This window comes from Streptomyces sp. BE20, from assembly GCF_036322525.1.
Classification (GTDB): Bacteria; Actinomycetota; Actinomycetes; order Streptomycetales; family Streptomycetaceae; genus Kitasatospora.
Window position 1 is genome coordinate 79,577 of the sequence record NZ_JAQYWW010000939.1, and the last position, 21,515, is coordinate 101,091.

At 74.3% G+C, this 21,515-nt stretch carries 19 protein-coding genes; 9 read left to right on the forward strand and 10 right to left on the reverse strand.

Annotated features, from left to right (window positions below; genetic code table 11):
- Positions 1-70 precede the first annotated feature (70 nt).
- Both PUR61_RS22380 and PUR61_RS22385 read right to left on the reverse strand, forming a co-directional pair.
- Complete coding sequence (locus PUR61_RS22380; protein WP_329881080.1) at positions 71-1,132, reverse strand: NosD domain-containing protein; 1,062 nt, start codon at positions 1,130-1,132, stop codon at positions 71-73.
- 484 nt (positions 1,133-1,616) lie between these two features.
- Entirely contained in the window at positions 1,617-2,468 is an 852-nt protein-coding gene (locus PUR61_RS22385; protein ID WP_329881081.1) for a LysR family transcriptional regulator, read from the reverse strand.
- Between the two features lie 81 nt (positions 2,469-2,549).
- Between PUR61_RS22385 and PUR61_RS22390 the strand changes: the two genes are divergently transcribed.
- The 3 genes from PUR61_RS22390 (at position 2,550) to PUR61_RS22400 (ending at position 4,048) form a co-directional block, all read left to right on the forward strand.
- The gene (locus tag PUR61_RS22390) at positions 2,550-3,044 is read left to right on the forward strand and encodes a cupin domain-containing protein (RefSeq protein ID WP_329881083.1); all 495 of its coding nucleotides are present in this window, start codon (positions 2,550-2,552) and stop codon (positions 3,042-3,044) included.
- 155 nt (positions 3,045-3,199) lie between these two features.
- On the forward strand, positions 3,200-3,559 hold the full coding sequence (locus PUR61_RS22395; RefSeq protein WP_329881085.1) for a DoxX family protein: 360 nt from the start codon (positions 3,200-3,202) through the stop codon (positions 3,557-3,559).
- Positions 3,560-3,676: 117 nt separating this feature from the next.
- Positions 3,677-4,048 (forward strand): hypothetical protein, encoded by a 372-nt coding sequence (locus tag PUR61_RS22400; RefSeq protein ID WP_329881087.1) that lies wholly within the window; start codon positions 3,677-3,679, stop codon positions 4,046-4,048.
- A gap of 83 nt (positions 4,049-4,131) precedes the next feature.
- On the opposite strand, the gene PUR61_RS22405 is transcribed toward PUR61_RS22400, so the two are convergent.
- Positions 4,132-5,349, reverse strand: coding sequence for an ROK family transcriptional regulator (locus PUR61_RS22405; protein WP_329881088.1), 1,218 nt, complete (start codon positions 5,347-5,349; stop codon positions 4,132-4,134).
- A 173-nt stretch (positions 5,350-5,522) separates the two neighbouring features.
- The gene (locus tag PUR61_RS22410; RefSeq protein WP_329881089.1) at positions 5,523-6,416 is read right to left on the reverse strand and encodes an SDR family NAD(P)-dependent oxidoreductase; all 894 of its coding nucleotides are present in this window, start codon (positions 6,414-6,416) and stop codon (positions 5,523-5,525) included.
- 84 nt (positions 6,417-6,500) lie between these two features.
- Here PUR61_RS22410 and PUR61_RS22415 point away from each other — a divergent pair, with 84 nt between their 5' ends.
- Complete coding sequence (locus tag PUR61_RS22415; RefSeq protein WP_329881090.1) at positions 6,501-6,962, forward strand: MarR family winged helix-turn-helix transcriptional regulator; 462 nt, start codon at positions 6,501-6,503, stop codon at positions 6,960-6,962.
- 132 nt (positions 6,963-7,094) lie between these two features.
- Entirely contained in the window at positions 7,095-8,918 is a 1,824-nt protein-coding gene (locus PUR61_RS22420; protein ID WP_329881091.1) for a SpoIIE family protein phosphatase, read from the forward strand.
- A gap of 123 nt (positions 8,919-9,041) precedes the next feature.
- On the opposite strand, the gene PUR61_RS22425 is transcribed toward PUR61_RS22420, so the two are convergent.
- On the reverse strand, positions 9,042-10,250 hold the full coding sequence (locus PUR61_RS22425; RefSeq protein ID WP_329881092.1) for a trans-sulfuration enzyme family protein: 1,209 nt from the start codon (positions 10,248-10,250) through the stop codon (positions 9,042-9,044).
- 162 nt (positions 10,251-10,412) lie between these two features.
- On the reverse strand, positions 10,413-10,652 hold the full coding sequence (locus PUR61_RS22430) for a hypothetical protein (RefSeq protein ID WP_329881093.1): 240 nt from the start codon (positions 10,650-10,652) through the stop codon (positions 10,413-10,415).
- A gap of 105 nt (positions 10,653-10,757) precedes the next feature.
- Between PUR61_RS22430 and PUR61_RS22435 the strand changes: the two genes are divergently transcribed.
- From PUR61_RS22435 to PUR61_RS22445, 3 genes are all read left to right on the forward strand, one after another.
- Positions 10,758-12,071, forward strand: coding sequence for a sensor histidine kinase (locus PUR61_RS22435; RefSeq protein ID WP_329881094.1), 1,314 nt, complete (start codon positions 10,758-10,760; stop codon positions 12,069-12,071).
- A complete protein-coding gene (locus PUR61_RS22440; RefSeq protein ID WP_329881095.1) occupies positions 12,068-12,868 on the forward strand; it encodes a response regulator transcription factor in 801 nt (266 codons plus the stop codon). The genes PUR61_RS22435 and PUR61_RS22440 overlap by 4 nt, the downstream gene beginning before the upstream one ends.
- Positions 12,869-13,097: 229 nt before the next feature.
- Entirely contained in the window at positions 13,098-16,859 is a 3,762-nt protein-coding gene (locus tag PUR61_RS22445) for a CHAT domain-containing protein (protein ID WP_329881096.1), read from the forward strand.
- A gap of 63 nt (positions 16,860-16,922) precedes the next feature.
- Here PUR61_RS22445 and PUR61_RS22450 read toward each other — a convergent pair whose 3' ends face one another.
- On the reverse strand, positions 16,923-17,507 hold the full coding sequence (locus PUR61_RS22450; RefSeq protein WP_329881097.1) for an NADPH-dependent FMN reductase: 585 nt from the start codon (positions 17,505-17,507) through the stop codon (positions 16,923-16,925).
- Positions 17,508-17,853: 346 nt separating this feature from the next.
- Here PUR61_RS22450 and PUR61_RS22455 point away from each other — a divergent pair, with 346 nt between their 5' ends.
- Entirely contained in the window at positions 17,854-18,531 is a 678-nt protein-coding gene (locus tag PUR61_RS22455) for a TetR/AcrR family transcriptional regulator (RefSeq protein ID WP_329881098.1), read from the forward strand.
- 36 nt (positions 18,532-18,567) lie between these two features.
- Here PUR61_RS22455 and lepB read toward each other — a convergent pair whose 3' ends face one another.
- The 3 genes from lepB to PUR61_RS22470 all read right to left on the reverse strand — a co-directional run bounded on the left by lepB (position 18,568) and on the right by PUR61_RS22470 (position 21,496).
- A complete protein-coding gene (lepB, locus tag PUR61_RS22460; protein ID WP_329881100.1) occupies positions 18,568-19,593 on the reverse strand; it encodes a signal peptidase I in 1,026 nt (341 codons plus the stop codon).
- Positions 19,594-19,731: 138 nt separating this feature from the next.
- Complete coding sequence (locus PUR61_RS22465; RefSeq protein WP_329881101.1) at positions 19,732-20,829, reverse strand: helix-turn-helix transcriptional regulator; 1,098 nt, start codon at positions 20,827-20,829, stop codon at positions 19,732-19,734.
- A 481-nt stretch (positions 20,830-21,310) separates the two neighbouring features.
- Positions 21,311-21,496, reverse strand: coding sequence for a hypothetical protein (locus PUR61_RS22470; protein ID WP_329881102.1), 186 nt, complete (start codon positions 21,494-21,496; stop codon positions 21,311-21,313).
- Between the last annotated feature and the right edge of the window lie 19 nt (positions 21,497-21,515).

Genomic DNA, 21,515 nt, shown 5'->3' on the forward strand with positions numbered 1-21,515 from the left:
CACAGAGAGTCGATCATCGGGCAGATTCGATCACATACAGCCCTACTTCTGTCACGCCCCGGCCCACCGATCAGGGCGTGACGGGGATGTTCGTCAAGCCGGCAGTCGCCCGCGCAACGGTGTTGGACGCGTACACCACGTTGGGGCGTCCGGAGCAGGCGGACACGGAGGTGATCCGGATCGCGTACGCGCCGACACCGCCGAGGTCCGAGGTGTTGCTGCGCCAGACGTTCCCGCAGCCGTTCGGGAAGGACGGCGTGGTGGCCGGATTGTGCGTCTCGTAACCGTTGGCGAAGGTCCCCGGCGAGGAGAACGTGCCCTTGTTGCCCTCGATCAGATAGCCGCTGCCCTTGACGTCGACCCACGAGTCGGCGGAGTTCTGGCCGCTGATGCCGCGCCCGTCGAACGTGTTGCCCCTGATCGTGCCGCCCGAGGTGCCCTCCTTCACATCGACCCCCTCGGCCGTGACGTACGGCCCGATGCGGTTGCCCTCCACCAGCACCCGGTCCGAGCGGTCCGCGCCGTTGCTGTTGCCGTGGCAGCCCCAGTTGGAGTTCGCCGAACCGAGGTAGACGCCTTCGCCGTACTCGGGCTGGACCCGGCCGGTGTACTCGACGACCGCGTTGCGGAGCACCCCGTCGGCGGAGGAGCGGCGGAAGTGCACGCCCTCGTCGTCGATATGGTGCACGTACAGGCCGTCGATCACCACGTGCGGCGAACCGTCCAGCACCACGCCCTTCTTGGAGTCCTTCACGGTGAAGCCGGTGAGGTTCCAGTTCGACGCGCCGTACAGCCAGAGCCCGTAGCCGGAGTCCCAGCCGGAGGTGGGCGCCGGGCAGGAGGGGGCGGAGCCGGAGGGGCCGTCGTTGACCAGGACGGCGGTGCGCGGCCCGGTGAGCGTGACGGGCTTGTCGGCGGTGCCCGGCCGCTGGGCGACGAAGGCGCCCCGGTACTCACCGGGGGCGAGCCGGATCGTCTGCCCGGGCACGGCCTCCGCCAGCGCGGCCTTCAACTGGGCCGCGGTGGAGACGTCGACGGTCTGCGCGGCGGGGGCCGCGAAGGCCGCCGCCGGAACGGCGGGCGCGAGCAGGGTCGCCGCCGCGGCGGCGAGGAGAGCGAAGCGGGGGGACACGCGACCTCCGGTGGAGTCGTCGACGAAGGATCAAGTAAAGCTCTCTAACTTCCTTCCCTGCACCGCCCGCCCTCACGCCCGCCCCCACGCCCGCATCCCGCCGAGACACCCGGCCGAGCCGCCCCTCGACCGTCCCCGAACCGGAACTCGGCAAGCACGGTCTTGTGGTGGGCCCCGCGCACATGCGAACGCTCGGCAGGGCCGTGTCCGAGCTCTCCCAGAGGCACGACCGATGCACCCGAGTGTTGCCCGACTGTCCGGGATCCTGCCACCGCACGCCGGAGCCGGCGATCCCGTCGACCGGGACGAGGCGGCCCACAGGTGGGGCACTCCCTTCCCGGCGGACTACCGGGACTTCGTCTCCGTCTACGGTGGTGAGTCGATCAACAACTCGCTCTCCGTCGGGCTGCCGCCGGAGGTTGTCTGCACGGCTGTCGGCGCCCCGTGCCGGCTCCCTCGGCGAGGAACGAGGCACGGTCGGTACTCAGTGGCGGAACGCTGCTGTGGCGATCTCGATGAATGATCGGATCAACGGGCTGGTTTCCCCTCTGTTGCACACAACCACCACCCGGCTCGGTGCCATGTCGATCAGCGGCACCACGGTCAACTCTGCGGGCAGGTCGTGCCCGAGCGGCGCCAGGCCGACAGTGCCGTTCCACAGCACAGCGTGCAGGCACTCCTGGACGGCGCGCACGACTGGTCCCTCACGCGGCCTGCCGCCGTTCCAGTACTCCTGCCAGATGTGGTCGGTACCCTGCGGGAACTGGAACCAGCGGCGGTCGCGCAGCTCGGCCAGCCGCAGCCGGTCACGGCGGGCCAGCGGGTCGTCGGCGCGCAGCACGACGCCGACCGGATCGGCCCGCAGCGTACGCACCGTCAGGGCGGTCTCGTCGAACGGCGCCCGGGTGAGGGCGACGTCGACCAGTCCGGCGCGCAGTCCGCACGTCGGGTCGGTCAGATCGGTGTCGCGGATGCGGATGTCCAGGCCGGGGTGGTGGCGGCGGTACGCCGCAGCCAGCCTGGCCACTCCCGGGTCCGTGCCGTCGCCCAGGATGCCGACGGTGAGGGTCTCGACGCCGGCTGCCGCGCTCACGCGTACCCGGACGCGGTCGGCGTGGTCGAGCAGGGCTCGCGCCTCGTCGAGCAGCACCGCGCCCACCGGAGTGAGCGTGACGCCGGTGGTCGAGCGGGCGAGGAGCAGAGCCCCGATCTCGGTCTCCAGTTGCTTGATCGCGCGGCTCAGCGGCGGCTGGCTCATGTGCAGCCGGGTGGCGGCCCGGCCGAAGTGACGTTCCTCGGCGACCGCCACGAAGTAGCGCAGGGTCCGCAGCTCCACGCTGCAACGATACCCACCGGGTATCGGTGCCGCGGAACGGGTCTTGGACACCGGCGGGCTCCCGGCGGTGCACTCGTGAACATGACCGAAGAAGCGAAGGGCACCGAACCGCAGGCCGACCCCGTCATCTCGGTGGTGGGTCCCCTGGACGGCGAGACGATCGTTCTGGGTACCACGCGCATGCGCGTTCTGGAGGACGGCAGCCACACCGGCCACCGCCTCGCGATCGCCGAGTCCGTCCTCGCCCCGCACACGCAGGGCCCGCCGCAGCACCGACACGGCCGACACGACGAGGGCTTCTACGTGCTGTCCGGCACCGTGCGGTTCACCGTCGGGGAGGAGGACTACGACGCCGCCGCGGGCACGCTCGTGATGGTTCCGCCCGGCACCCCGCACACCTTCGCCAACCTGACGGACCAACCCGCTGTCATGCTCAGCACCTTCACGCCCGACCTGTACGTGCAGTATTTCCGAGACCTTCAGGAGTCGCTCGCCGACGGCCGGCCGCTGACGCCGCAGGCCAACGTCGACGCGATGAGTCGCTACGCGACACGGCCCGCCACCGACCCCGCCTGAACCCGACGGGACGGAGCCGCCCAGCCGCCCCACTCCAGGGCTTCCCTGGCAATTGAAGCAATCGACGTGATCGACGTGATCGACGTGATCGACGTGATCGACGTGATCGACGCAATCGACAGGCCCCCGCGATCCGGGGGCCATGAACGGGAACCATGAACATCGCCTACTGGATCGTCGCGGGACTGCTCGCGCTCTTCTACTTCTACGCGGGCACGCTGAAGGTGATCCGCAACCGCGATCAACTCCGCCCGATGATGGCCTGGGTCGACCGCACGCCCTTGCCGGCCCTGCGGGCGCTGGGGACGATCGAGATACTGGGCGCGACCGGTCTGGTCCTGCCACCGCTGACCGGCACCGCTCCCTGGCTGGCGCCGGCCGCGGCCATCGGCTTCGTACTCCTGCAGACCGGTGCGATCGCCGTTCACCTGACGGGCGGAGACCGCCGGATCACACTCAACGTCGGACTCGTCGTCACCGCCGCCGCGACCGCCTGGTTGGCAGCCGGCCCGTGATCGTGGATCGGTCGTCCCCGACCTGCGGAGGCGAACGACCGCGCGAAGACGAGCGCCGCGCGCCGGCCAGGTGGCCCCGCCGGAACCGCGCAGCGCACCACCGCGTCCGTCGTGGGCATGAGCGAAAGCCCCGCAGGACGGACCGTCCGGGTGGACCCCAGGGCCGGGGGCTGCACCGGATGCCTTCTCGCCGGCCTCGGCGCGACGACCGGGGTCCTCGTGTGGGCACCGCGGGCCGCCCTCCGTGTCGACGGCGGATTCGAGGGTCATGCCCGCGATCTGAGCGTGCTCCTCGTCGATCTGCCACTCATCGCGCTCGGTGGCGTCCTGGTACCGCTCCTCGCCCGGGCGCTGGTCGCGAGGTGGGTGCCCCGTCCCTGGCTCGCGGCGCTCGCGGCCGTGGCCGTGCTCGCGCTCGCGGCGTGGGGACTCGCCGAGTGGTACGCCCCCCGCCACCGGCCGGACCCCGGCTACGGCCCCGGGATCTGACCACCCGAGGTTCCGGTGGCCAGGTCGCCGCCCGGGTGCGGCGATCCGGCCGACGGCGCGTCCGGCCGCCACCCGACCGACGGTCAGTCGACCGGGGCGGAGCGGCGTTCGAAGACCTCGGGGCGGGCGATGTCCAGCGCCGTGGCGACGGCGCCCAGCAGGACGGCCTCGTCGCCGAGCAGGCTCGGGGCGAGCGCCGGACGCATCACCGTGAGCCCGCGGAGGGCGTGCTCCAACGGTTCGAGCAGGAGGTCGGCGCTGGCGCCGACGCCGCCACCGAGGACGACCAGATCGGGGTCGAGGACCGCCGACAACACGGCGGTCGCGTAAGCGAGTTGCCCGGCGGCGCGGCGGACGGCGACAGCGGCGGCCGGGTCACCGCCCCGGGCCGCCTCGAACACCTGCCGCGCCGTGAGCGGCCCCGGCATGCCCAGGTCCAGTGCCGTGCGCACGATCGCGTCGGCGGCCGTCGCCTCCTCGATCGTGCCGCCCGGCTCGCCGTCCGGCCCCGGCGGCAGGGGGACGAGGCCGACCTCGCCGAGGGCACCGTGCGCTCCCGTGAGCGGTTCGCCGTCCTTGACCACCCCCACCCCGAGCCCGGTACCGACCAGCAGGTAGGCGAACATCCGGCTGCCGCTCCCGCGGCCCGCCCCCAGGGTGTACTCGCCGAGGGCGGCGAGGTTCGCGTCGTTGCCCACGGTGATCCCGGTCTCCAGACCGGCGGCTATCCGGTCGAACAGCCCGGGTCTGCCCCAGTCGGGCAGGCTGGTGGCGTACCGCACGCCGCGCTGCTCCTCGTCCCAGACGCCGGGTGTGCCGATCACCGCGTGGACGATCTCCCCCGCCGTCAGACCCGCCTCGGTCGTGGTCTCCCGGGCCGCCGCCACGACCGCGTCGGCCACCGCGTCGGCGGTGCGGCCCCTGTTGGGCACGTCGCGCCTGGCCACGATCGTGCCGGCGAGGTCGGCGACCGCCACCCGCAGCCGGGCCCGGCCGATGTCGGCGCCGAGCACGTACCCGGCCGTCGGGTCCGGTTCGTACAGGACGGCGGTGCGACCGCGCTCGGGGACGTAGCGGCCCGCCTCCCGGGCGAGCCCGGCCGCTTCCAGCGTGGCGAGCGCGGTCGAGACGGTGGGCTTGGAGAGGCCGGTGTCACGGGCGAGCTGGGCCCGCGAGGACGGGCCGCCGGTGCGCAGCAGTTCCAGCAGCAGCCACTCGTTGTTGCTGCGCAGCCGCTGCCGGTTCCACGGCTGCGGCTGCGTCCCGGCCACCGGAACGGCGGTCGGTGGGTGGCTGTTCATCGGATCATCCTCCGGTCCGGACGCTGCGCGGAGCACCCGGTCGGCGCCCCGGCCTGGGCACCGCCCAGTATGACCGGTCGTCAACCCCCTCACCGGCGGGTTTTCCCCCCGGCGGGCCGGGCACCGGAGGGCCGGGGGCCGTCCGTCCAGGAACCGTCCGCCCGGGTCGGGACTCAGCCGACCCAACTGCCGGTGAGCCGCTGGACGGCCGAGCCGTCGAGGTCGGCGAGCTTGGCGCCGACGAAGGCACGGGCCCGCTCGGAGGTCTGCACCCGGAAGGGCGGCCGTTCGGCGGTGAGCGCCTCGACGACGGTCGCGGCGGCCTCCTCCGAGCTCTGGGCCTGGCCGAAGGCCGCGAGGGTGCGCTCGGCGTACGACTGCAGGGCGGGGGCGTACGGGCCGGCGGCGGTCAGCAGGGCGGGCAGGTCGATGGCCTGGCTGGCGACGAACTCGCTGGCCACCGCGCCGGGTTCGACCACGGTGACGTGGACGCCGACGGTCGCGGCGACCGGGGCGAGGGATTCCATGAAGCCCTCGACGGCGAACTTGGCGGCGCAGTACGCCTCGTTGAAGGGCTGGCCGACCACGCCGCCGACGCTGGTGACGGTGACCACCCGGCCGGCGCTCGCCCGCAGGTGCGGCAGGGCGGCGCGGGTGACCTCGACGACGCCGAAGAAGTTGACCTCCATCGCCGCCCGGACGGGGTCGAGGCCGTCCTGCTCGACGGTGCCGACGCGGCCGGCGCCCGCGTTGTTGACCACGGCGTCGAGCCGGCCGTACCGGGCGATCAGCGCGTCCAGGCACGCGGCGACGGAGCCGGGCTCCGTGACGTCGAGCCGGGCGACCTCGACCCGGTCGGCGACCCCGGCGTCGGCGGCGGCGGCCGTCAGCGCGCCGGAGCGGCCGGCGTCCCGCATGGTCGCGACGACGCGGTAGCCGGCGCGGGCCGCCCCCACCGCGGCGGCGAGACCGATACCGGAGGACGTGCCGGTGATCAGGACGGTGCGGTCGGCGGTCGCCGCAGTGGTCGCCGGGCCCGTCGCCGGACCGGTCGTCGGAGTGGCCATCGAAACTCCCTGGAAGTTTGTGTGCGTGCACACACACCATAGCAGGATGCGTGCACGCACACGCACACCGGTAGAGTGGCCGGCATGGCGCGCACCGACCTCACCCTGGGAGACCTCACCGCCCGCGACCACGCCTTCTACGGCCTGGTCTGGGCCGGCACCACCCTGAGCACCCTCGTCGACCAGGCCCTCATCCGGGCCCACGACCTGCCGCTCTCCTGGTTCGAGGTGATGCTCTGGCTGCACGCCCAGGACACCCCGGTCGCCGCCTCCGACCTCGGCGCCAAGACCCTGCTCAGCCGCAGCCAGGTCTCCCGGGTCGCCGACTCGCTCCAGGCCCGCGCTCTCGTCGAGCGCGTCCCCTCCCCCACCGACGCCCGCTCGGTGCGGATCGCCCTCACGCCGGAGGGCCGCTCGCTCTTCGCCGCCGCCGACGCCACCCGCCGCACCGCGCTCGCCGAGGTCTTCGACGACCGGCTGGACGACGCCGACATCGCCGCTCTGGAAGCCGTCTGGACCAAGCTCAAGCAGCAGCCGACCGCCTGAGCCCGCGGTGGGCCCCGGAGCCGGCCGCGCCTCCGCGGCTGCGGTCGCGGCCTTTTACAACACCCACCCCCGATCGGTCAAAGATCGACCGACCCGTGGGCGTGCCGCGCCCGGGCGGGTGATCATGGGGCCATGCGGTTCCGGAACGGCGGCGGAGGAGAGGGCGCCACACCCGCAGGCGCGGACGCCACGGCGTTCGCGGCAGCGGCGGCGGCCTTCGCCGGGAGCGGCGGCGACCTCACCGAAGGTGACATGCCCGACCTGCTCCGTGACCTCCTGGCGGTGCTGCCTGCGGGCGTGGCGATCCTGGACGAACACCTGCGTTGGCAGTACCTCAACGCGGCGTTCGCCACCGCCACCGGGCTGCGCCGGGCCGACCTGCTCGGCCGGCCGGTCGAGTCGACCTCGTTCGGGGGCGCGGCGGGCACGCTGCGCCGGATCGTCGCCGACGGCCGGGACCGCGAGCACACCACCGGCAGCCCGGAGGGCCCGGGCGCCCCCGTACCGCCGGGGCTCCGCGTGCGCTACCGGGCGTTGTCGGCCGCCGGGCACGTCACGGGCGTGGTCGTCGTCGTCCTGGACGACCCCGACCCCGTGCAGGAACTGCGGCGCGACCTGGCGCAGACCCGCACCAGGCTGGCGCTGCTGGACGCCGCCGCCGAGCGGATCGGCACCACCCTCGACGTCGACACCACGTGCGCCGAACTGGCCGCCTTCGCCGTGCCCCGACTCGCCGATCTGGTCACCGTCGACCTCCTGCCGACGGAGACCGCCGTCCACGGCCACGGCGCGTCCGGGCTGCGACTGCGCCGCGCCGCCGTCGGCTGCGCGGACCGGCTGCGCGGCACGGTCGCCGGCCTCGCCCACCCGGGCGAGTCCGTCCGCCACCGGGACGGCTCGGCCGCCTCCCGCGCCCTCGCCTCCGGCGTAGCGGTCCTGGTAGGGCCGCGCTCCCCCGAGGAGCTGGCCGACGCCGCACCCGACCCCGCGAGCCTCGCCGCGTACCGGGCCGCCGGGGTGACGTCGGTCCTCGTCGTCCCGCTGACCGCACGCGGCCGGCTGGTCGGGCTGATGACCCTGGCCCGGGCCGGCACGGCCGGCACCGGTGACGCCACGGCGCCGACCGCACCCCCGACCGCCCCCGTCTTCACCACGGACGAGGCCGTCCTCGTCGGCGACCTCGCCGCCCGGGCCGCCACCGGCATCGACAACGCCCGCCGGTACAGCCACTCGCAGGGCATCGCGCTCGACCTCCAGCGCGCCCTGCTGAGCGAGCCCGGCCACCCGCACCAGAACCTGGAACTCGCCTCCCGCTACCTGCCGTCCGGCACCAGCTCGGTGGTCGGCGGCGACTGGTACGAGACGGTCCGGCTGCCGTTCGGCCGGACCCTGCTGGTGATGGGCGACGTGATGGGCCACGGCGTCGAGGCCGCCGTCGACATGAGCAACTACCGCTCCACGCTGCGCGACGTGGCGGGCATGGACCTGCCGCCGCACCGGATCCTGCGCCAGCTCGACACCGTCATCGCCGCCAACGAGTCCGCCCGCCCGGCCACCTGCCTGCTCGCGCTGGCCGACCCCGGCCGGCGCCGCTGGACCTTCTCCAGTGCGGGCCACCTGCCGCCGGCCCTGATCGCTCCGGACCGGCCGACCGAACTGCTGCGGATCCCGACCGGTCCACCGCTCGGGACCGGCGTCGGCGGCTACGAACAGGTCGGCCGGGAGCTCCTGCCCGACGAGACCCTCCTGCTCTACACGGACGGCCTGGTGGAGCGGCGCGGCGAGGACATCGACGCCTCGCTCGCCCGGCTCGCCGCACTACGGCTCCCCACCGCCGGGGACCTGGACGACCTGCTGGACGCGGTGCTGCACGCGCTCGGCCCCTACTCCCCCGGCGCCGGCCCGGCCGAGGACGACGTCGCCGTCCTGGCCGCGCGGCCCCGGGCCCGGCCGTGACCCCGCTCCAGGGGTGTGCCCGACCGGACCCCGCGCCGCTTCACCCGCCGCCCCGTCCGCCACCCCTCCCGCCACCCCTCCCATCGTCCCGACCACCGCGCCGGGCCCGGCCGGTGGCGGACCTCAGAGCTTGGCCAACGCCTGCTCCAGGTCGGCCCAGAGGTCCTCGGGGTGCTCGATGCCGACGGCCACCCGGACGGTGCCCGGGCTGATCCCGGCGGCGGTCAGCTCGGCGTCGTCGAGCTGGCGGTGCGAGGTGCTCGCCGGGTGCATGACCAGCGTGTGCACCCCGCCGAGCGACGGCGCGAGCGCCGCCAGCCGGACCGACTCGGTGAAGGTGCGGGCGGCGTCCCGTCCACCGGCCAGGTCGAAGGCCAGCACCCCGCCGCCGAGCACGCCGCCCTGTCCGTCGGGCAGCAGCCGGCGGGCGAGCTCGTGGTCGGGGTGGGCGGGCAGGCCCGGGTAGTGGACGGTGGTGACGGCCGGGTGCGCGGCGAGCCGGCCGGCCAGGTCGGACGCCGTCTCGCAGTGCCGGCGCAGCCGCAGACCGAGGGTCTGCATCCCTCGCAGCGTCAGCCAGGCGGCGAACGGGTCGAGGGAGGAGCCCAGTTCGATCGCGTGCTGCCAGACCCGCCGGTGCAGCTCGGCGTCGGCGAAGACCGCGACACCGGCCAGTACGTCGGAGTGACCGCCCAGGTACTTGGTGGCCGAGTGCACCACGATGTCGGCGCCGTGCTCGATCGGCCGGCAGATCAGCGGGGTGGCGAAGGTGTTGTCCACCACGCTCAGCACGCCCGCCTCCCGAGCGACGCCGATCAGCGCGGGAAGGTCGGTGACCCGCGTGGTCGGGTTGGAGACGGTCTCCAGGTGCAGCAGCCGGGTGGTGGGCCGCAGGGCGGCGCGTACCTCCTCCGGGTCGTCGCCCCCGACGTGGGTGACCTCCACACCCCAGCGCTCCGCCAGGTCGGCGAGCGTGGCGAACGTGCCGCCGTACAGGCTCCGCTGGGCGATCACGTGGTCGCCGGAGCGGAGCAGCGCAAGCAGCACGGTGTTGATCACGCCCATCCCGGAGGCGGTGGCCAGCGCGCCGGCACCGCCTTCCAGGTCGGCCACCGCGTTCTCCAGCGAGCGGACCGTCGGGTTGCCGTAGCGGTTGTAGAGGAAGGCCTGGCCGGGGCCGGTGAACGCGTGCGCCAGCGCGTCGCTGTCGGGGAAGGCGAAGACGTGGCCCTGGTGCAGCGGCACCCCCAGCGGCCGGCTGCCGGTCACCTCCTCGACGGGCGGGTGGACGATCCGGCTCTCGGGGTGCAGCGCGTGGTGGAAATCGCTCATGCCGCCCATCCTCACCGGGCGGGCACGGGCCCGGCCAGGGCCAATTCGACCCCGGTGGCCCGAAACGGCGGCGGCGCGAATCCGTGGGGGCCGAAACGGCCGCGGTCCGACCAGGGTCGTCCCCGGCCGGACCGCCGCCGGTGGCGCGGGCGCTACGGCCCGTCAGCGGCGGCGACCGAAGATGCGCTTGGCGGCGTAGACGATCGCGACGACGAGCAGGACGAAGAAGAGGATCACCAGGACGACCACGACCAGCAGGAACTTGCCCAGCTTGGCGAAGAAACCTTTCTTCTTCTCCTTCTCGGCCGCCACCGCCCCCGCCCCCTCCGACGCACGTGGCGGGCCGGCGATCCGGCGGTCGGTCAGGACCCGATCCCGATCCCCGAGGTCGCGGTCGCACACCGCCGGACGGCGGGAGGTCGGGACGACAGGCCACGGGACAGGGGGAGAGAGCGCTCCCCCGATCGGGGGAGGTCCCCTGTGAGCTGCGCGGCCATACTGACGACCATGATCAAAGGACTCCGGCCGCTCCTGCGCGGCTCCACGTACTCGGGTGTGCTGTTCGCCTACTGCGGCGCGCTGGCGAGCCTCCCCCTGCTGCCCTTCGCGATCCTGCCGGCGCTGGCCTGGCCGTCCGCGCCCTTCGGCGTGCAGGCCGCTCTCTGCCTGCTGGTCTGGGCGGTCCTGGTCGGTGCCGTCGGGCTGCTCCGCACCACGCGGCGGGCGCTGATCGCGGGTGCCCGCCGGCTCCTGAAGGTGCCGTTGCCCGATCCCGTGACCGCCCCCCGGCCCGCGAGCCCGGCCGGCACCGCGCCGACGTCCGCCGCACAGCCCTCTCCCGCACCGGCCCCCGCCGCACCGTCGCGGGCCGACCGCTGGCGGACTCCGGCCTGGCTGCTGCTGCACGTCACGCTGGGGTGGACGGGCGGCCTGGCGAGCACCGTGCTGGTCGCCGCCGCCGTGGCCGTGCCGGAGAACTGGACCGGTACCGACGCGAAGCTGACGCTGTTCGACCGGTCGATACGCGTGACGGGTGTCTGGAGCTGGGTGCTGGCGGCCGTCTGCCTGCTCCTGGCGGCGGTCGTGTGCGGGGCCGTGACGAGCGCTCTGCGGTGGTCGGCGCCGAGGCTGCTCGGTCCGTCGTCGGCCGAGCGACTCGCCCTGGCGGCCGAGCGCGAACTTCGACTCGCCGAACGCAACCGACTGGCCCACGAGTTGCACGACTCGATCGGGCACACCCTGACGGCCGCCACCGTCCAGGCGGCGGTGGCGGGTGAGGTACTGGCCGCGGACCCGGTGGCGGCGCGGGCCGCCATGCGCAGCATCGAGGAGTCGACCCGGGCCGCCCTGGAGGACCTGGACTACGTGCTGGGCGTGCTGCGCGAGGAGAAGGCGGGCACCGCGCCGACCCGGACCCTGGCCGACCTGCCCGAGCTCCTGGACCGGATCCGGCACGCCGGCGCCCTGGTGGAGCCGGAGCTGTCCGGCGAGCTGACGCAGGTGCAGGGGACGCTCTCCCGGGCGGCGTACCGGATCCTCCAGGAGGGTCTGACGAACGCGTTGCGGCACGGAACCGGCGGTCCGATCGAGGTCCGGGTGGCGGCCGCTCCGGACGGCCTGGAACTCAGCGTGGTCAACCGGACCGCCGTGGGGGCCGGGGCCGGCAGCGGCCGGAGCCCGGGCTCCTTCCCCACCTCCGGACACGGCCTGCCGGGACTGGCCGAGCGCGTTCGGCTGCTGCACGGTGAGATCGAGGCCGGCCCGGACGGTCCGCAGCACTGGCGGCTGGCGGTCCGGCTGCCGGTACGGTTGTCCGCATGATCGGCTCCGACGCGAGCGCGGCCGGCCCGACCGGCCCCGCCCCACACCCGGCCGGGGCGGCCGACGCGGGCCACGGCACCGCTTCCCCCTCCTCCACTACCGGAGCCACCGGAACCACCGGCCCGGCCGGCCCCACCGACACCGCCGTCACACTCCTGATCGCGGACGACGACGAGGTGACCCGCAGCGGACTGCGCACGCTGCTGTCGGTACAACCGGGGATCTCGGTGATCGGGGAGGCCGCCGACGGCGTCGAGGCGGTCGAGCTGGCGCAGCGGCTGCGGCCGGACGTGGTCCTGATGGACGTGCGGATGCCCCGCCGCAACGGGATCGACGCCACCCGGCAGCTGCTCGCCGAGTCGGCCGAACCCCCGAAGGTCGTGGTGATCACCACCTTCGAGAACGACGACTACGTCACCGCCGCGCTCAGTGCGGGCGCCAGCGGCTTCGTGCTCAAGCGGCTCCCGGTGCGGCAGATCGCCGAAGCGGTGCGGGTCGTGGCGGCGGGCGAGGCGATCCTGTTCCCGGCGGCGCTGCGCCGGATGGTCGCCGCCCGCCCGCTGGACTCCTCCGAGGCGCTGCCCAGGGCGGCGCTGACCGGCCGGGAGGAGGAGGTGCTGCGGTCGATGGCCACGGGCCTGTCCAACCCGGAGATCGCCGACTCGCTCACGGTGAGCCTGGAGACGGTCAAGACCCACGTCGGGAACGTACTGAGCAAGCTCGGCGCCCAGAACCGCACCCACGCGGTGGTGATCGCGTACGAGTCCGGCCTGGTCGTCCCACGCTTCGCCGGCTGAGACGTCCGGCCGCGGACCGCAGACCGACGACCGGCCGCCGTCACCGACACCGCGCCGCCCCGACGCGCGGCCACGGTGGTCAACCGGCCGCGTGACGTGCATGATGCGGATCTGCCCGTTCGACCAGGAGCCACGGCCCGCCCGGTACCGTCGGAGCGTCGGCCGACGCGCACGGCACACCGGCCCCTGGAGAACGGGGACGGGGCGCGCGCAACGGTGGGGGGAACCGATGGTCGGCGAGGACGTTCGGGACGACGACGGCACCGGGTCGGCGGGACTGCCGCAGACCGCGGCAGACGCCGTCCTGGAGGCCCGACGGCTGTTGCACCGGTCGCGAGACGGGCAGACCGCCGAGACCCTGGGGCCGGTGATCGACCGTCTGGCCCGCGTCGAGGTCGCGTTGGCGCAGGACGGGGCGGACTTCGCCGTCGTCTTCGTGCACCTGGGCATGTTGCTCGGCATCCGCTGGCTGAACACGACCGGGTGCGGAGCGTCCGGGGCCTCGCCCGCGAGTTCCGCGGAACGGGCGGAGGCGCTGCGGCGCCTGCGGCTCGTGGACCGCGACGGGCCGCCGACCGGCATGCTCGCCGCAGAGGCCCGCATGGTGCTGCTCTTCCTGCTCACGCCCTGGGCCCTGCTCCGCACCGACGGCACCCGCACCGCCCTGCTGCACGCGCTGCTCGACGCGACCGACGGACGGGTGCTGACCGATGCGGTGCGCCGGGACCTCGTCGAAGCCCGGGACGTGGTCGACCGCATCACGGCGGCGTCGCTCGACCCGGAGCTCGAACGGATGTACGCGAGGATCAAGGGGAAGGTCGAGCGGATGCTCACCGCCGGCGCGGCGGACGCCGGACCGTCGGCGGGCGGTGGGGCCGCGGACGCTGCCGCATCCGATCGGGACCGGGAGCGGGACAGCGGCGGAGCGGCCGACGACGTCGACCGCTCCGAGCACGCGCTGCTCAAGGCCGTCCTCGGCCTGGTGACCCTGGCCGGCGCGCGCAGCACGCCGCAGTTCACCCGTCTCCTGTGCTGGCTGCCCGTCGCGACGCACGCCCGAGCGAACGGCGGGTCGCACACGGCGCTGGGGATCGACGAGGAGGCCTCGTCGCTGCTGTGCCTGGCCGCCACGGGCGGGGGCACCGGCGCCGCCGGGGTTCGTCGGATCGCCGACGTGGCGCTGCGGGCGTTCCGCGCGTTGCCGTCGAACGCACCCGAGCGGGCCCGGGTCGCCAGACTCCATGCCTACCTGCTCCTCGCCGTGGAGGTCCGGGAACCCGGATCGGTCGACTTCGGCACCACGGAGCGGCCCGCACCGGATCCGGACGACGACCGCATCCGTCTGACGGAGTGGCCGGCCGGCGTCACCCCGGAGCCCGGCCTGGCAGCCCATCTCCCCGGCCACGTCATGGACTTCGTCACCCATGTCGGGCTGCGCGAGCGGCGTCAGGCCGCCCTTCTCGACCGGCTGCTGGCCTATCGGACCGGCGATCCCGGCTATCTGGAGGACGCCGCCACCCTGCTCGGGGAGGCAGTGGGGGCAGCCGCCGCAGGGTCCTGGTGGTCCCTGGTCCTGAAGGCGGACCTGGTCGCGGTGCTGGAGCAGGCCGCCACGTACGGCGGGAGTCTCCAGGACGCCGACGCCTCGTTGGTCACCCTGCGCGGGCTGGGCGCCGCGCTGGAACGCGACGGCTCGGTGCCGCCCGACTCACCGTTCGCCCTCGACCTCGTGCTCTCCACCGCGGACCGTGAGTTGCAGTACGCGCAGCGCACCGGCGACCACGAGGCCCTGCCGCGCCTGGTCGAGGAGCTCCGCGGCCGGTACGACGCGCTGCCACCGGACAGCGGCCTGCGCGGCGAACTGACGCAGCGGCTCGGCCGGCTCGACGACCTGCTCGCCGACCCCGGGCAGACCGGCACGCCCGGGGTGCCCGGGCTCGCCGGGCCCGAGGACCGCACCGCCCTGGTCCGCACGCTCGCCGCGTTCCGCCGGGCACTCGACGAACCGGAGCGGTATCACGATCACGAGTACGGCCGCCGTGCCACGCTCGGCCTGCGCCTGCTGTTCGCCGTCATGCGCGGCGAGAACGATCCGGCGCTCCTGGACGAGGCCGTCACCGAGTTGTCCGGTGCCCGCGCGCTGCTCGCCGAGGGGCGCGGCGGGACGCATCGCGTGGACGTCCTGACGAAGCTGGCCGAGGCCCACATGATGCGCGCCGCCCGGGGCGGCCCGGGCGGGCGCGAGGACGCCCGGGCATTCGTGGAGATCACCCGCGAGGCGCTGGACGAGCTGGCCGCCGACGTCCTGCTCCAGGTCGGCGCCGACCACGGCCTGTCGGCGGCCCTCGCCGGTGCCGTGCTGGCCCGGCGGCTGGCGTTCGCCGCCTTCCTCACCCGGCGGCCCGCCGACGCGGTGGCCGACCTGGAGAAGGGGCGCACCCTGGTGCTCCAGGCCGCCGACGCGTCCCGGGGCATCCCCGAACGCCTTGACGCCGCAGGCCGTCCCGATCTGGCCCGGCGGTGGCGCGCCCAGGTCACCCCGGGCCCGCTACGGCCGGAGGACGCCGGCGGGCCGTCGACAGCGACCGACGGCCCGCCGATCCCCGGGAGCCTGCGGCGCCAGGCGCTGGCCGTGCTCGGCCTCGTCCGTCGCGCAACCCCCGACGCCCCCCGCACCGGGCAGCCGGCGGACACCGCCGACGTGGCCGAGCTGGTCGCCGGCCTCGCGGCCACGGACACGGACGCGTTGGTCTACCTGGTGCCCGGCATGCCGCTGCCCGACCGTACGCTGCCGGGCTTCGCACTGATCCTGCTGCCCTCCACCGGTCCCGTCCTGCTCCCCCTGCCGGAGCTGCTGGCCACGGGCAGCCCGCCGCTGGAGCGCTACCTCGACGCCGCGGCAGAGCGCTCCCGCGCTCTCGCCGATCCGGCGGCGGACGCGTCGTCGCGGGCGGCCTGCGAGGCACGGTGGCAGGACGCGCTGCGCACGCTGTGCGAGTGGGCCGGGCGGGCCGTGATGGGCCCGGTCCTCGCGGCGGTGCCCCCACCGCCGGAGCCCCGGGGGCCGGTGCCCGAGAGTGCGGCGCCCCGGCCGCCCAGGATCGTGCTGGTGCCCTGCGAGCGGCTCGGCGCCGTGCCGTGGCACGCCGCGTACGTCCGGGGGCAGGGCGAGCACGGTCACCGGTACGCCTGCCAGGAGGCCGTCCTCAGTTACGCCCCGTCCGGCGCCCGGTTCCTGGCCGCGACCGCCCGGCGCCGGATGCCCCCGGCCGCCGGCCGGCAGGTACTGGTCGCCGACCCGGGGCTGAGCCTCCCGTGGGCCGAGATCGAGACGGCCGCGCTGCGCGCCGCCTGCTACCCCGACGCGCTCCGCTACGGCGAGTTCTTCTCCGCCGACGAGGCACCGGACGCCGCGGGCACACCGGCGGAGATCCTCGCGGCGCTGCCCGGAGGCGACCTGCCGGCCTCCGTGGTCCACCTGTCCTGCCACGCCCTGGCCGCACCGCGCCCCACCGACTCCGCGCTGTGGCTGGCCGACCCTCCCGGTGCGGTCCCGGGATCAGGCCGGCTCACCGTGGCCGGCATCCTCGACTGCGCCGCCCGCCGCCGGCCGGGCGACGCCGGCCCGCTGGTCGTGCTGAGCGCCTGCGAGACCGATCTGAGTACGCGCCACCACGACGAGGCACTGACCCTCTCCACCGCGCTGGTCACGGGTGGCGCCGCGGATGTCGTGGGATCCCGCTGGGCGGTGCGCGACGGTCCGACCGCCGTGATGACGGCCGTCTTCCACCACCACCTCACCGCCGGCGGACTGGCTCCGCCCGACGCCCTGCGCGCCGCCCAGATGTGGATGATCGACCCCGGCCGCGCGTTCCCGCCCGCCCTCGACGGTCCCCTCCGCCACGAGGCCACCCGGTCGGACCTTCACCACCTCCACCACTGGGCCGCCTTCACCCACCAGGGCAACCCGGCGCCCGCGCCGACGGTATGAGGGACGGATCCTGCTGCGAACCGTCTTCGGCGTCGGTCCCGTTGCCGTCGTCGGCGCCGGTGGTCAGCTCGCCGGGCGGGCGGCGCGGGCGTCGATCTTCTCCTGGAGCGCGGCGAGCAGGCCCTGGAGCAGTCCGACGGTGGTCTCGTCGGTGAGGTTGCCGTCCCCGTCGAAGCGCTCGTGCGCCCGGAAGACGATGACCTCGGGCTTCACGACGACGTCGGTCTCGGTCCAGACGAACACCTGACGGAGGGCCAGCTGGGCGCGGACGGTGCCGAAGTTGGTCGGGGCGGCCCCGAGGATGGCGGTCGGCTTGCGGTGCAGGGGCAGGCCCTCGGTGCGGGTCCAGTCGGTGCTCAGCCAGTCGATGGCGTTCTTGAGCACGCCGGGGATGGAGTAGTTGAACTCCGGGGTGGCGATCAGCAGGCCGTCGGCCTCCTGGACCCGGCGGCGCAGGTCCTGGACGACGGCGGGCCGCAGCTCGGGGGTGTCGAGGTCCAGGTCGTACGGAGGGATGTCGCGCAGGCCCTCGTAGATCTCGATCTCCTGGCCGCCCGGGTTGAACTTCTGTGCGGCGCGCAGCAGTCGGGTGTTGTGCGAGTCGGCACGCAGCGAGCCGGAGATGGCGAAGATCCTGGAGGCGGTCATGGCGGGCTCCTTCGGTGGAGGTGGTCGTTTCGTGCTCGTCGTTGCCGACACCGAGAAAACTAAACCGATCAGTTCAGAGTGTCAACTGAACAGTTCAGTATTGACAGTGCACCGGGCGGTGTAGTTCATTCGAGACGTGACGGCACACGGCCCTCCCGGCCCGCGTCGCCACCGGTACGACCGGCACCCTCCTTTGCCGACCGAACGGTTCAGTTCATATACTGGGCGCCCGTTCCCGGTGCCCGGTTCCTCCTGATTCCGGCCTCGGTGCCCGGTACCGGACGCCACCGGCGGTCCGACGCCGCCACCCCGCCCCGCACCCCCCACCACCGCGCGAAGGACAGCCATGGGAGCCGACCCCCAGGACGCGACCGACCAGTACGGCATCCCGATCATCCCGGACCCCTCCGACGCCGCCTCCCGCAAGCGTCGGGCGATCATCGACGCCGCACTCGCCGAGTTCCTCGCCGAGGGCTACTCGGCGGCCTCGATGGACACCATCACCGGCCGGTCCGGCGTCTCGAAGGCCACCATCTACAAGCACTTCGGCAGCAAGGAACGTCTGTTCCTGGCCGTCGTCGGCGGCATCCTGCCCAGGACCTACGCCGATCTGACGCCGGCCGGCCGCGCCGTCACCGACTCCCCGGACCTGCGCGGCGCGCTGGTCCGGCACGCCACCGAGCTGGCCCGGATCCTGCTGCGCCCCGAGATCATGTCGCTGCGCCGCCTGGTGATCGGCGAGATCGACCGGTTCCCCCAGCTCGGCCGGCTCTGGTACCAGGTCACCTACGACATGAACAACGGCCCCCTGGTCGAGGCGCTCACCGAGCTGACCGCCAGGGGCGAGCTGGACGTGCCCGATCCCAGACTCGCCGTCCAGCAACTGGTGGCGACCACCGTCGGCATCCCGCAGCTGACGCACACCTTCGCCCCCGAAACCCCGGTCGACGACGCGGAGCTCGCCGTGGTGATCGAGGCGGGGATCGACCTCTTCCTCGCCCGCTACGGCGCCCGCCGCGCCTGACCGGGGCGAGCCGGACGGGCCGGCGGTGCGAGGGGGTCAGCGCCCCCTGCGGGCGGTGCGCCGGCGCGCCCACAGGGCGAGGGGAACGGCGACGGCCGTCACGGCGGCCTCCGGCGCCGGAGGCCCGCCGAGCGGGTCACCCGCCGACCCGCCGAACGTGCTGCCGGCGGCGAGGCCCTGCTGGTCGAAGGTGTCCGGCACGGGCAGGGTGTCCCAGCGCGTCAGGGGCCAGGCGATCACGAACGCCCGGCCGATCACGTTCTTCACCGGGACGAAGCCGCCGCTCGGCTCGTTGACGTGGAAACGCGAGTCGCGCGAGTCGTTCCGGTGGTCCCCCATCACCCACAGGTGGTCCTTGGGGACGGTGACGGTGCCGACGGGCGCGTCCCCGCAGGGTGTCGCCCCGGGGAAGAGGTAGGGCTCGTCCAGCGCCACGTCGTTGACCCTGACCGGACTGCCCTCCTTGCACTCGACGGTGTCGCCGCCGACCGCGATGACGCGCTTGATCAGGTCCTGCTCGTCGTCCGACGGCAGCAGGCCGACGGTGCTGAGCGCCGTACGGATGCCCTCGACGAAGCCGTTGCCCTCGGACCTGGGCACCGGGCCCAGCCAGCCGCCCGGGTCCCTGAAGACCACCACCTCGCCGCGTTCCGGCTCGGCGCCGAACCACGGGGTGAGCTTGTCGACCAGGACGCGGTCACCCTTCTCCAGGGTGTGCTGCATCGAGCCCGAGGGGATGGAGAAGGCCTGGACGAAGAAGGTCTTGATGCCCAGGGAGAGCAGGATCGCGATGCCGATCAGGAGCGGCAGTTCCTGCCAGAGCGGACGTTTCCGCCGCTCCTTCCCCGCCCGGCGGCCGGCCCCGCCGTCACCGACGTCGCCTCCGCCCGGGCCGCCGTCACCGCCCGTACCGTCACCGCCCGGTTGCTCCGGCGTGCCCGGGCCGCCCGGGCCGTCGACGGCGGTCGCCGTTCCGGGCGTGGTGGAGGTGCCGTCTCCCCCGACGCCTCCGGCGCTTCCGCCGCCACCACCGGTTCCCGCCGGACCTGCGGTCTCGTCCATGCTCATTCCTGGCCCCCTCCGGACGGCCCGGCGGGCCCGGTGCGGAACCCCCCATGGTCAGCTAACGAACGGTGGTTCCCGTCACGGTCACCGGTCCGGCGCCTGCCGACCCGTCAGAACGTACACCCGCTCACGCCCCTACGGGGCCCCGCCTCCGAGCATGATCCGGGCGACGAGTTCGCGGCGGCTGGCCACGCCCGCCTTCGCGAACACCGACTTGAGATGGTCCTGCACCGTGTACGGCGTCATCGCGAGCAGCCGCGAGACGTCCCGGGTGTCGCACCCGCGTACCAGCAGCAGCGCGACCTCCTGCTCCCGCACCGTCAGCCCGTAGGCGGAGAGGTAGAGCGGCATGGCGTCGGCGGGTGTCGCCGGGGCCGCCACCACCGTCACCTCGCCGGCCACGCCGCCCTTCAGCGCCGAACCGTGCAGCACGTACCACTGACCGTCCCGGTCCTGCACCCGTATCTTCGTCTGCGGCACCGGCAGCCCGCAGGCAGTCCGACGCGCCTGCTCGGCCGCGATCGCGAAGGCGGTCGGGACGCCGAGCGACGTCCGGCTCGGGTCCGCGAGCCGGAGCAGCAGGTCCTCGGCCGGTCCCGCCATCGCGAGGAGCCGGTTGGACGGGCCGAGCACGACCACGGCCGGACCGGGCTCTCCCTCTCCCGGGCCGGCCCCCGGACCGGCCTCGCCGACGGCCGGGAGGTGACACGCGCGCAGCGCGTTGCCCAGGTGCCGCGCCGCGAGGTCGGCCAACTCCCTTTGCTGGCCGAGGTACGGCCCCCGGTCGGCGCCCCGCATGAACGCCGCACAGCCCCACATCCCGCCGTGCGCGTCGAACACCGCGCGCAGTTCGTCGCCGAACCCGGCGGGGCTGATCAGCTCGCGGAACCGGATGCTCTCGCTCAGCTCCCCCCGCGTGGCCCGGCTGAGCGTCTCCGCCCGGACACCGCTGAGGCGGATCTTGGGGAAGGTCGCGTAGTCGTCCTCCCACACCTCCAGCCGGACGGCGTCCTCGAAGGTCGCCAGGCTGAGGTCGTCGCTCAGCACGGACGTCACCAGGCCCGTCGCCGGGTCCGCCGAGTGCCAGCAGACGGCGTCGTACTCCAGGACGCCGCGCAGGAGTTCGTCCGCCCGGCGGAACAGCTCCTCGACCGCCAGACCCTCCCCGACCAGCTCCTTCAGCCCCTCGATCGCCTGCTGTGCCGCTGCTCCACGTGCCCCACGTGATCCCATGCGCCGGAAGCTAGCATGCATACCCACCACCCTCCCATGCGCCTGACGGAGGGTTCGGCATCCGCCTCTGGGAGGGGTCGGAGCGGCGTATTCTCATCCTCGTGATGGTCCGACTCACCCGGGACAGCGTCGCGATGGGCGACGACACCGATGCCCCGCACGCCGCCGAACTCGCCCTCCGGGAGGGCGCGACGGTGCACGAGGCCGGCGTCGCGCTGCTCGCGGCCCGCTACCCCGCGTCCGTCTCCGGCGGCCGTGCCACCTGGGTGCTGACCGTGGACGGAGGCGCGCCCCTGGCCGTTCTCGCCCAGCAGTGGGCCGAGCCGCGCGCTGCCCGGTGCCGACGGGCCGCTCGCACGCTTCACCTCCCCCGACGGCGCGGTGCGGCTGCACCTCGTCTACCGCACCCAGCGCGATCCGGACGCCGAATGGTCCCGCCTGGCCGGCGGCGCCCCGCTGTTCGAACGCCCCTGAGGGATCGTCAGCAGTTCCGCCCCCAGATCACGACGCAGTGCTCTCTCGTGTATTCCCGGATCCCGTCGACCGGCCCCGTCAGCGCCAGCACCACCAGCGATGCCGCGAGTCCCGCCAGGACTCCGAACAGCACCGCCGCCCCGACCAGCCGCCACAGCAGCCGCCCCCGCCCGCCCACGGCCCGCCCCCTCATTCCGAACAGTCCCTCGCAC

Bases quoted from the DNA above. Each gene is read 5' to 3' on its own strand.
- PUR61_RS22390 (WP_329881083.1), top strand. From the start codon at position 2,550: ATGACCGAAGAAGCGAAGGGCACCGAACCGCAGGCCGACCCCGTCATC.
- PUR61_RS22395 (WP_329881085.1), top strand. From the start codon at position 3,200: ATGAACATCGCCTACTGGATCGTCGCGGGACTGCTCGCGCTCTTCTAC.
- PUR61_RS22400 (WP_329881087.1), top strand. From the start codon at position 3,677: ATGAGCGAAAGCCCCGCAGGACGGACCGTCCGGGTGGACCCCAGGGCC.
- PUR61_RS22405 (WP_329881088.1), bottom strand. From the start codon at position 5,349: ATGAACAGCCACCCACCGACCGCCGTTCCGGTGGCCGGGACGCAGCCG.
- PUR61_RS22410 (WP_329881089.1), bottom strand. From the start codon at position 6,416: ATGGCCACTCCGACGACCGGTCCGGCGACGGGCCCGGCGACCACTGCG.
- PUR61_RS22415 (WP_329881090.1), top strand. From the start codon at position 6,501: ATGGCGCGCACCGACCTCACCCTGGGAGACCTCACCGCCCGCGACCAC.
- PUR61_RS22420 (WP_329881091.1), top strand. From the start codon at position 7,095: ATGCGGTTCCGGAACGGCGGCGGAGGAGAGGGCGCCACACCCGCAGGC.
- PUR61_RS22425 (WP_329881092.1), bottom strand. From the start codon at position 10,250: ATGAGCGATTTCCACCACGCGCTGCACCCCGAGAGCCGGATCGTCCAC.
- PUR61_RS22435 (WP_329881094.1), top strand. From the start codon at position 10,758: ATGATCAAAGGACTCCGGCCGCTCCTGCGCGGCTCCACGTACTCGGGT.
- PUR61_RS22440 (WP_329881095.1), top strand. From the start codon at position 12,068: ATGATCGGCTCCGACGCGAGCGCGGCCGGCCCGACCGGCCCCGCCCCA.
- PUR61_RS22445 (WP_329881096.1), top strand. From the start codon at position 13,098: ATGGTCGGCGAGGACGTTCGGGACGACGACGGCACCGGGTCGGCGGGA.
- PUR61_RS22450 (WP_329881097.1), bottom strand. From the start codon at position 17,507: ATGACCGCCTCCAGGATCTTCGCCATCTCCGGCTCGCTGCGTGCCGAC.
- PUR61_RS22455 (WP_329881098.1), top strand. From the start codon at position 17,854: ATGGGAGCCGACCCCCAGGACGCGACCGACCAGTACGGCATCCCGATC.
- lepB (WP_329881100.1), bottom strand. From the start codon at position 19,593: ATGGACGAGACCGCAGGTCCGGCGGGAACCGGTGGTGGCGGCGGAAGC.
- PUR61_RS22465 (WP_329881101.1), bottom strand. From the start codon at position 20,829: ATGGGATCACGTGGGGCACGTGGAGCAGCGGCACAGCAGGCGATCGAG.
- PUR61_RS22470 (WP_329881102.1), bottom strand. From the start codon at position 21,496: ATGAGGGGGCGGGCCGTGGGCGGGCGGGGGCGGCTGCTGTGGCGGCTG.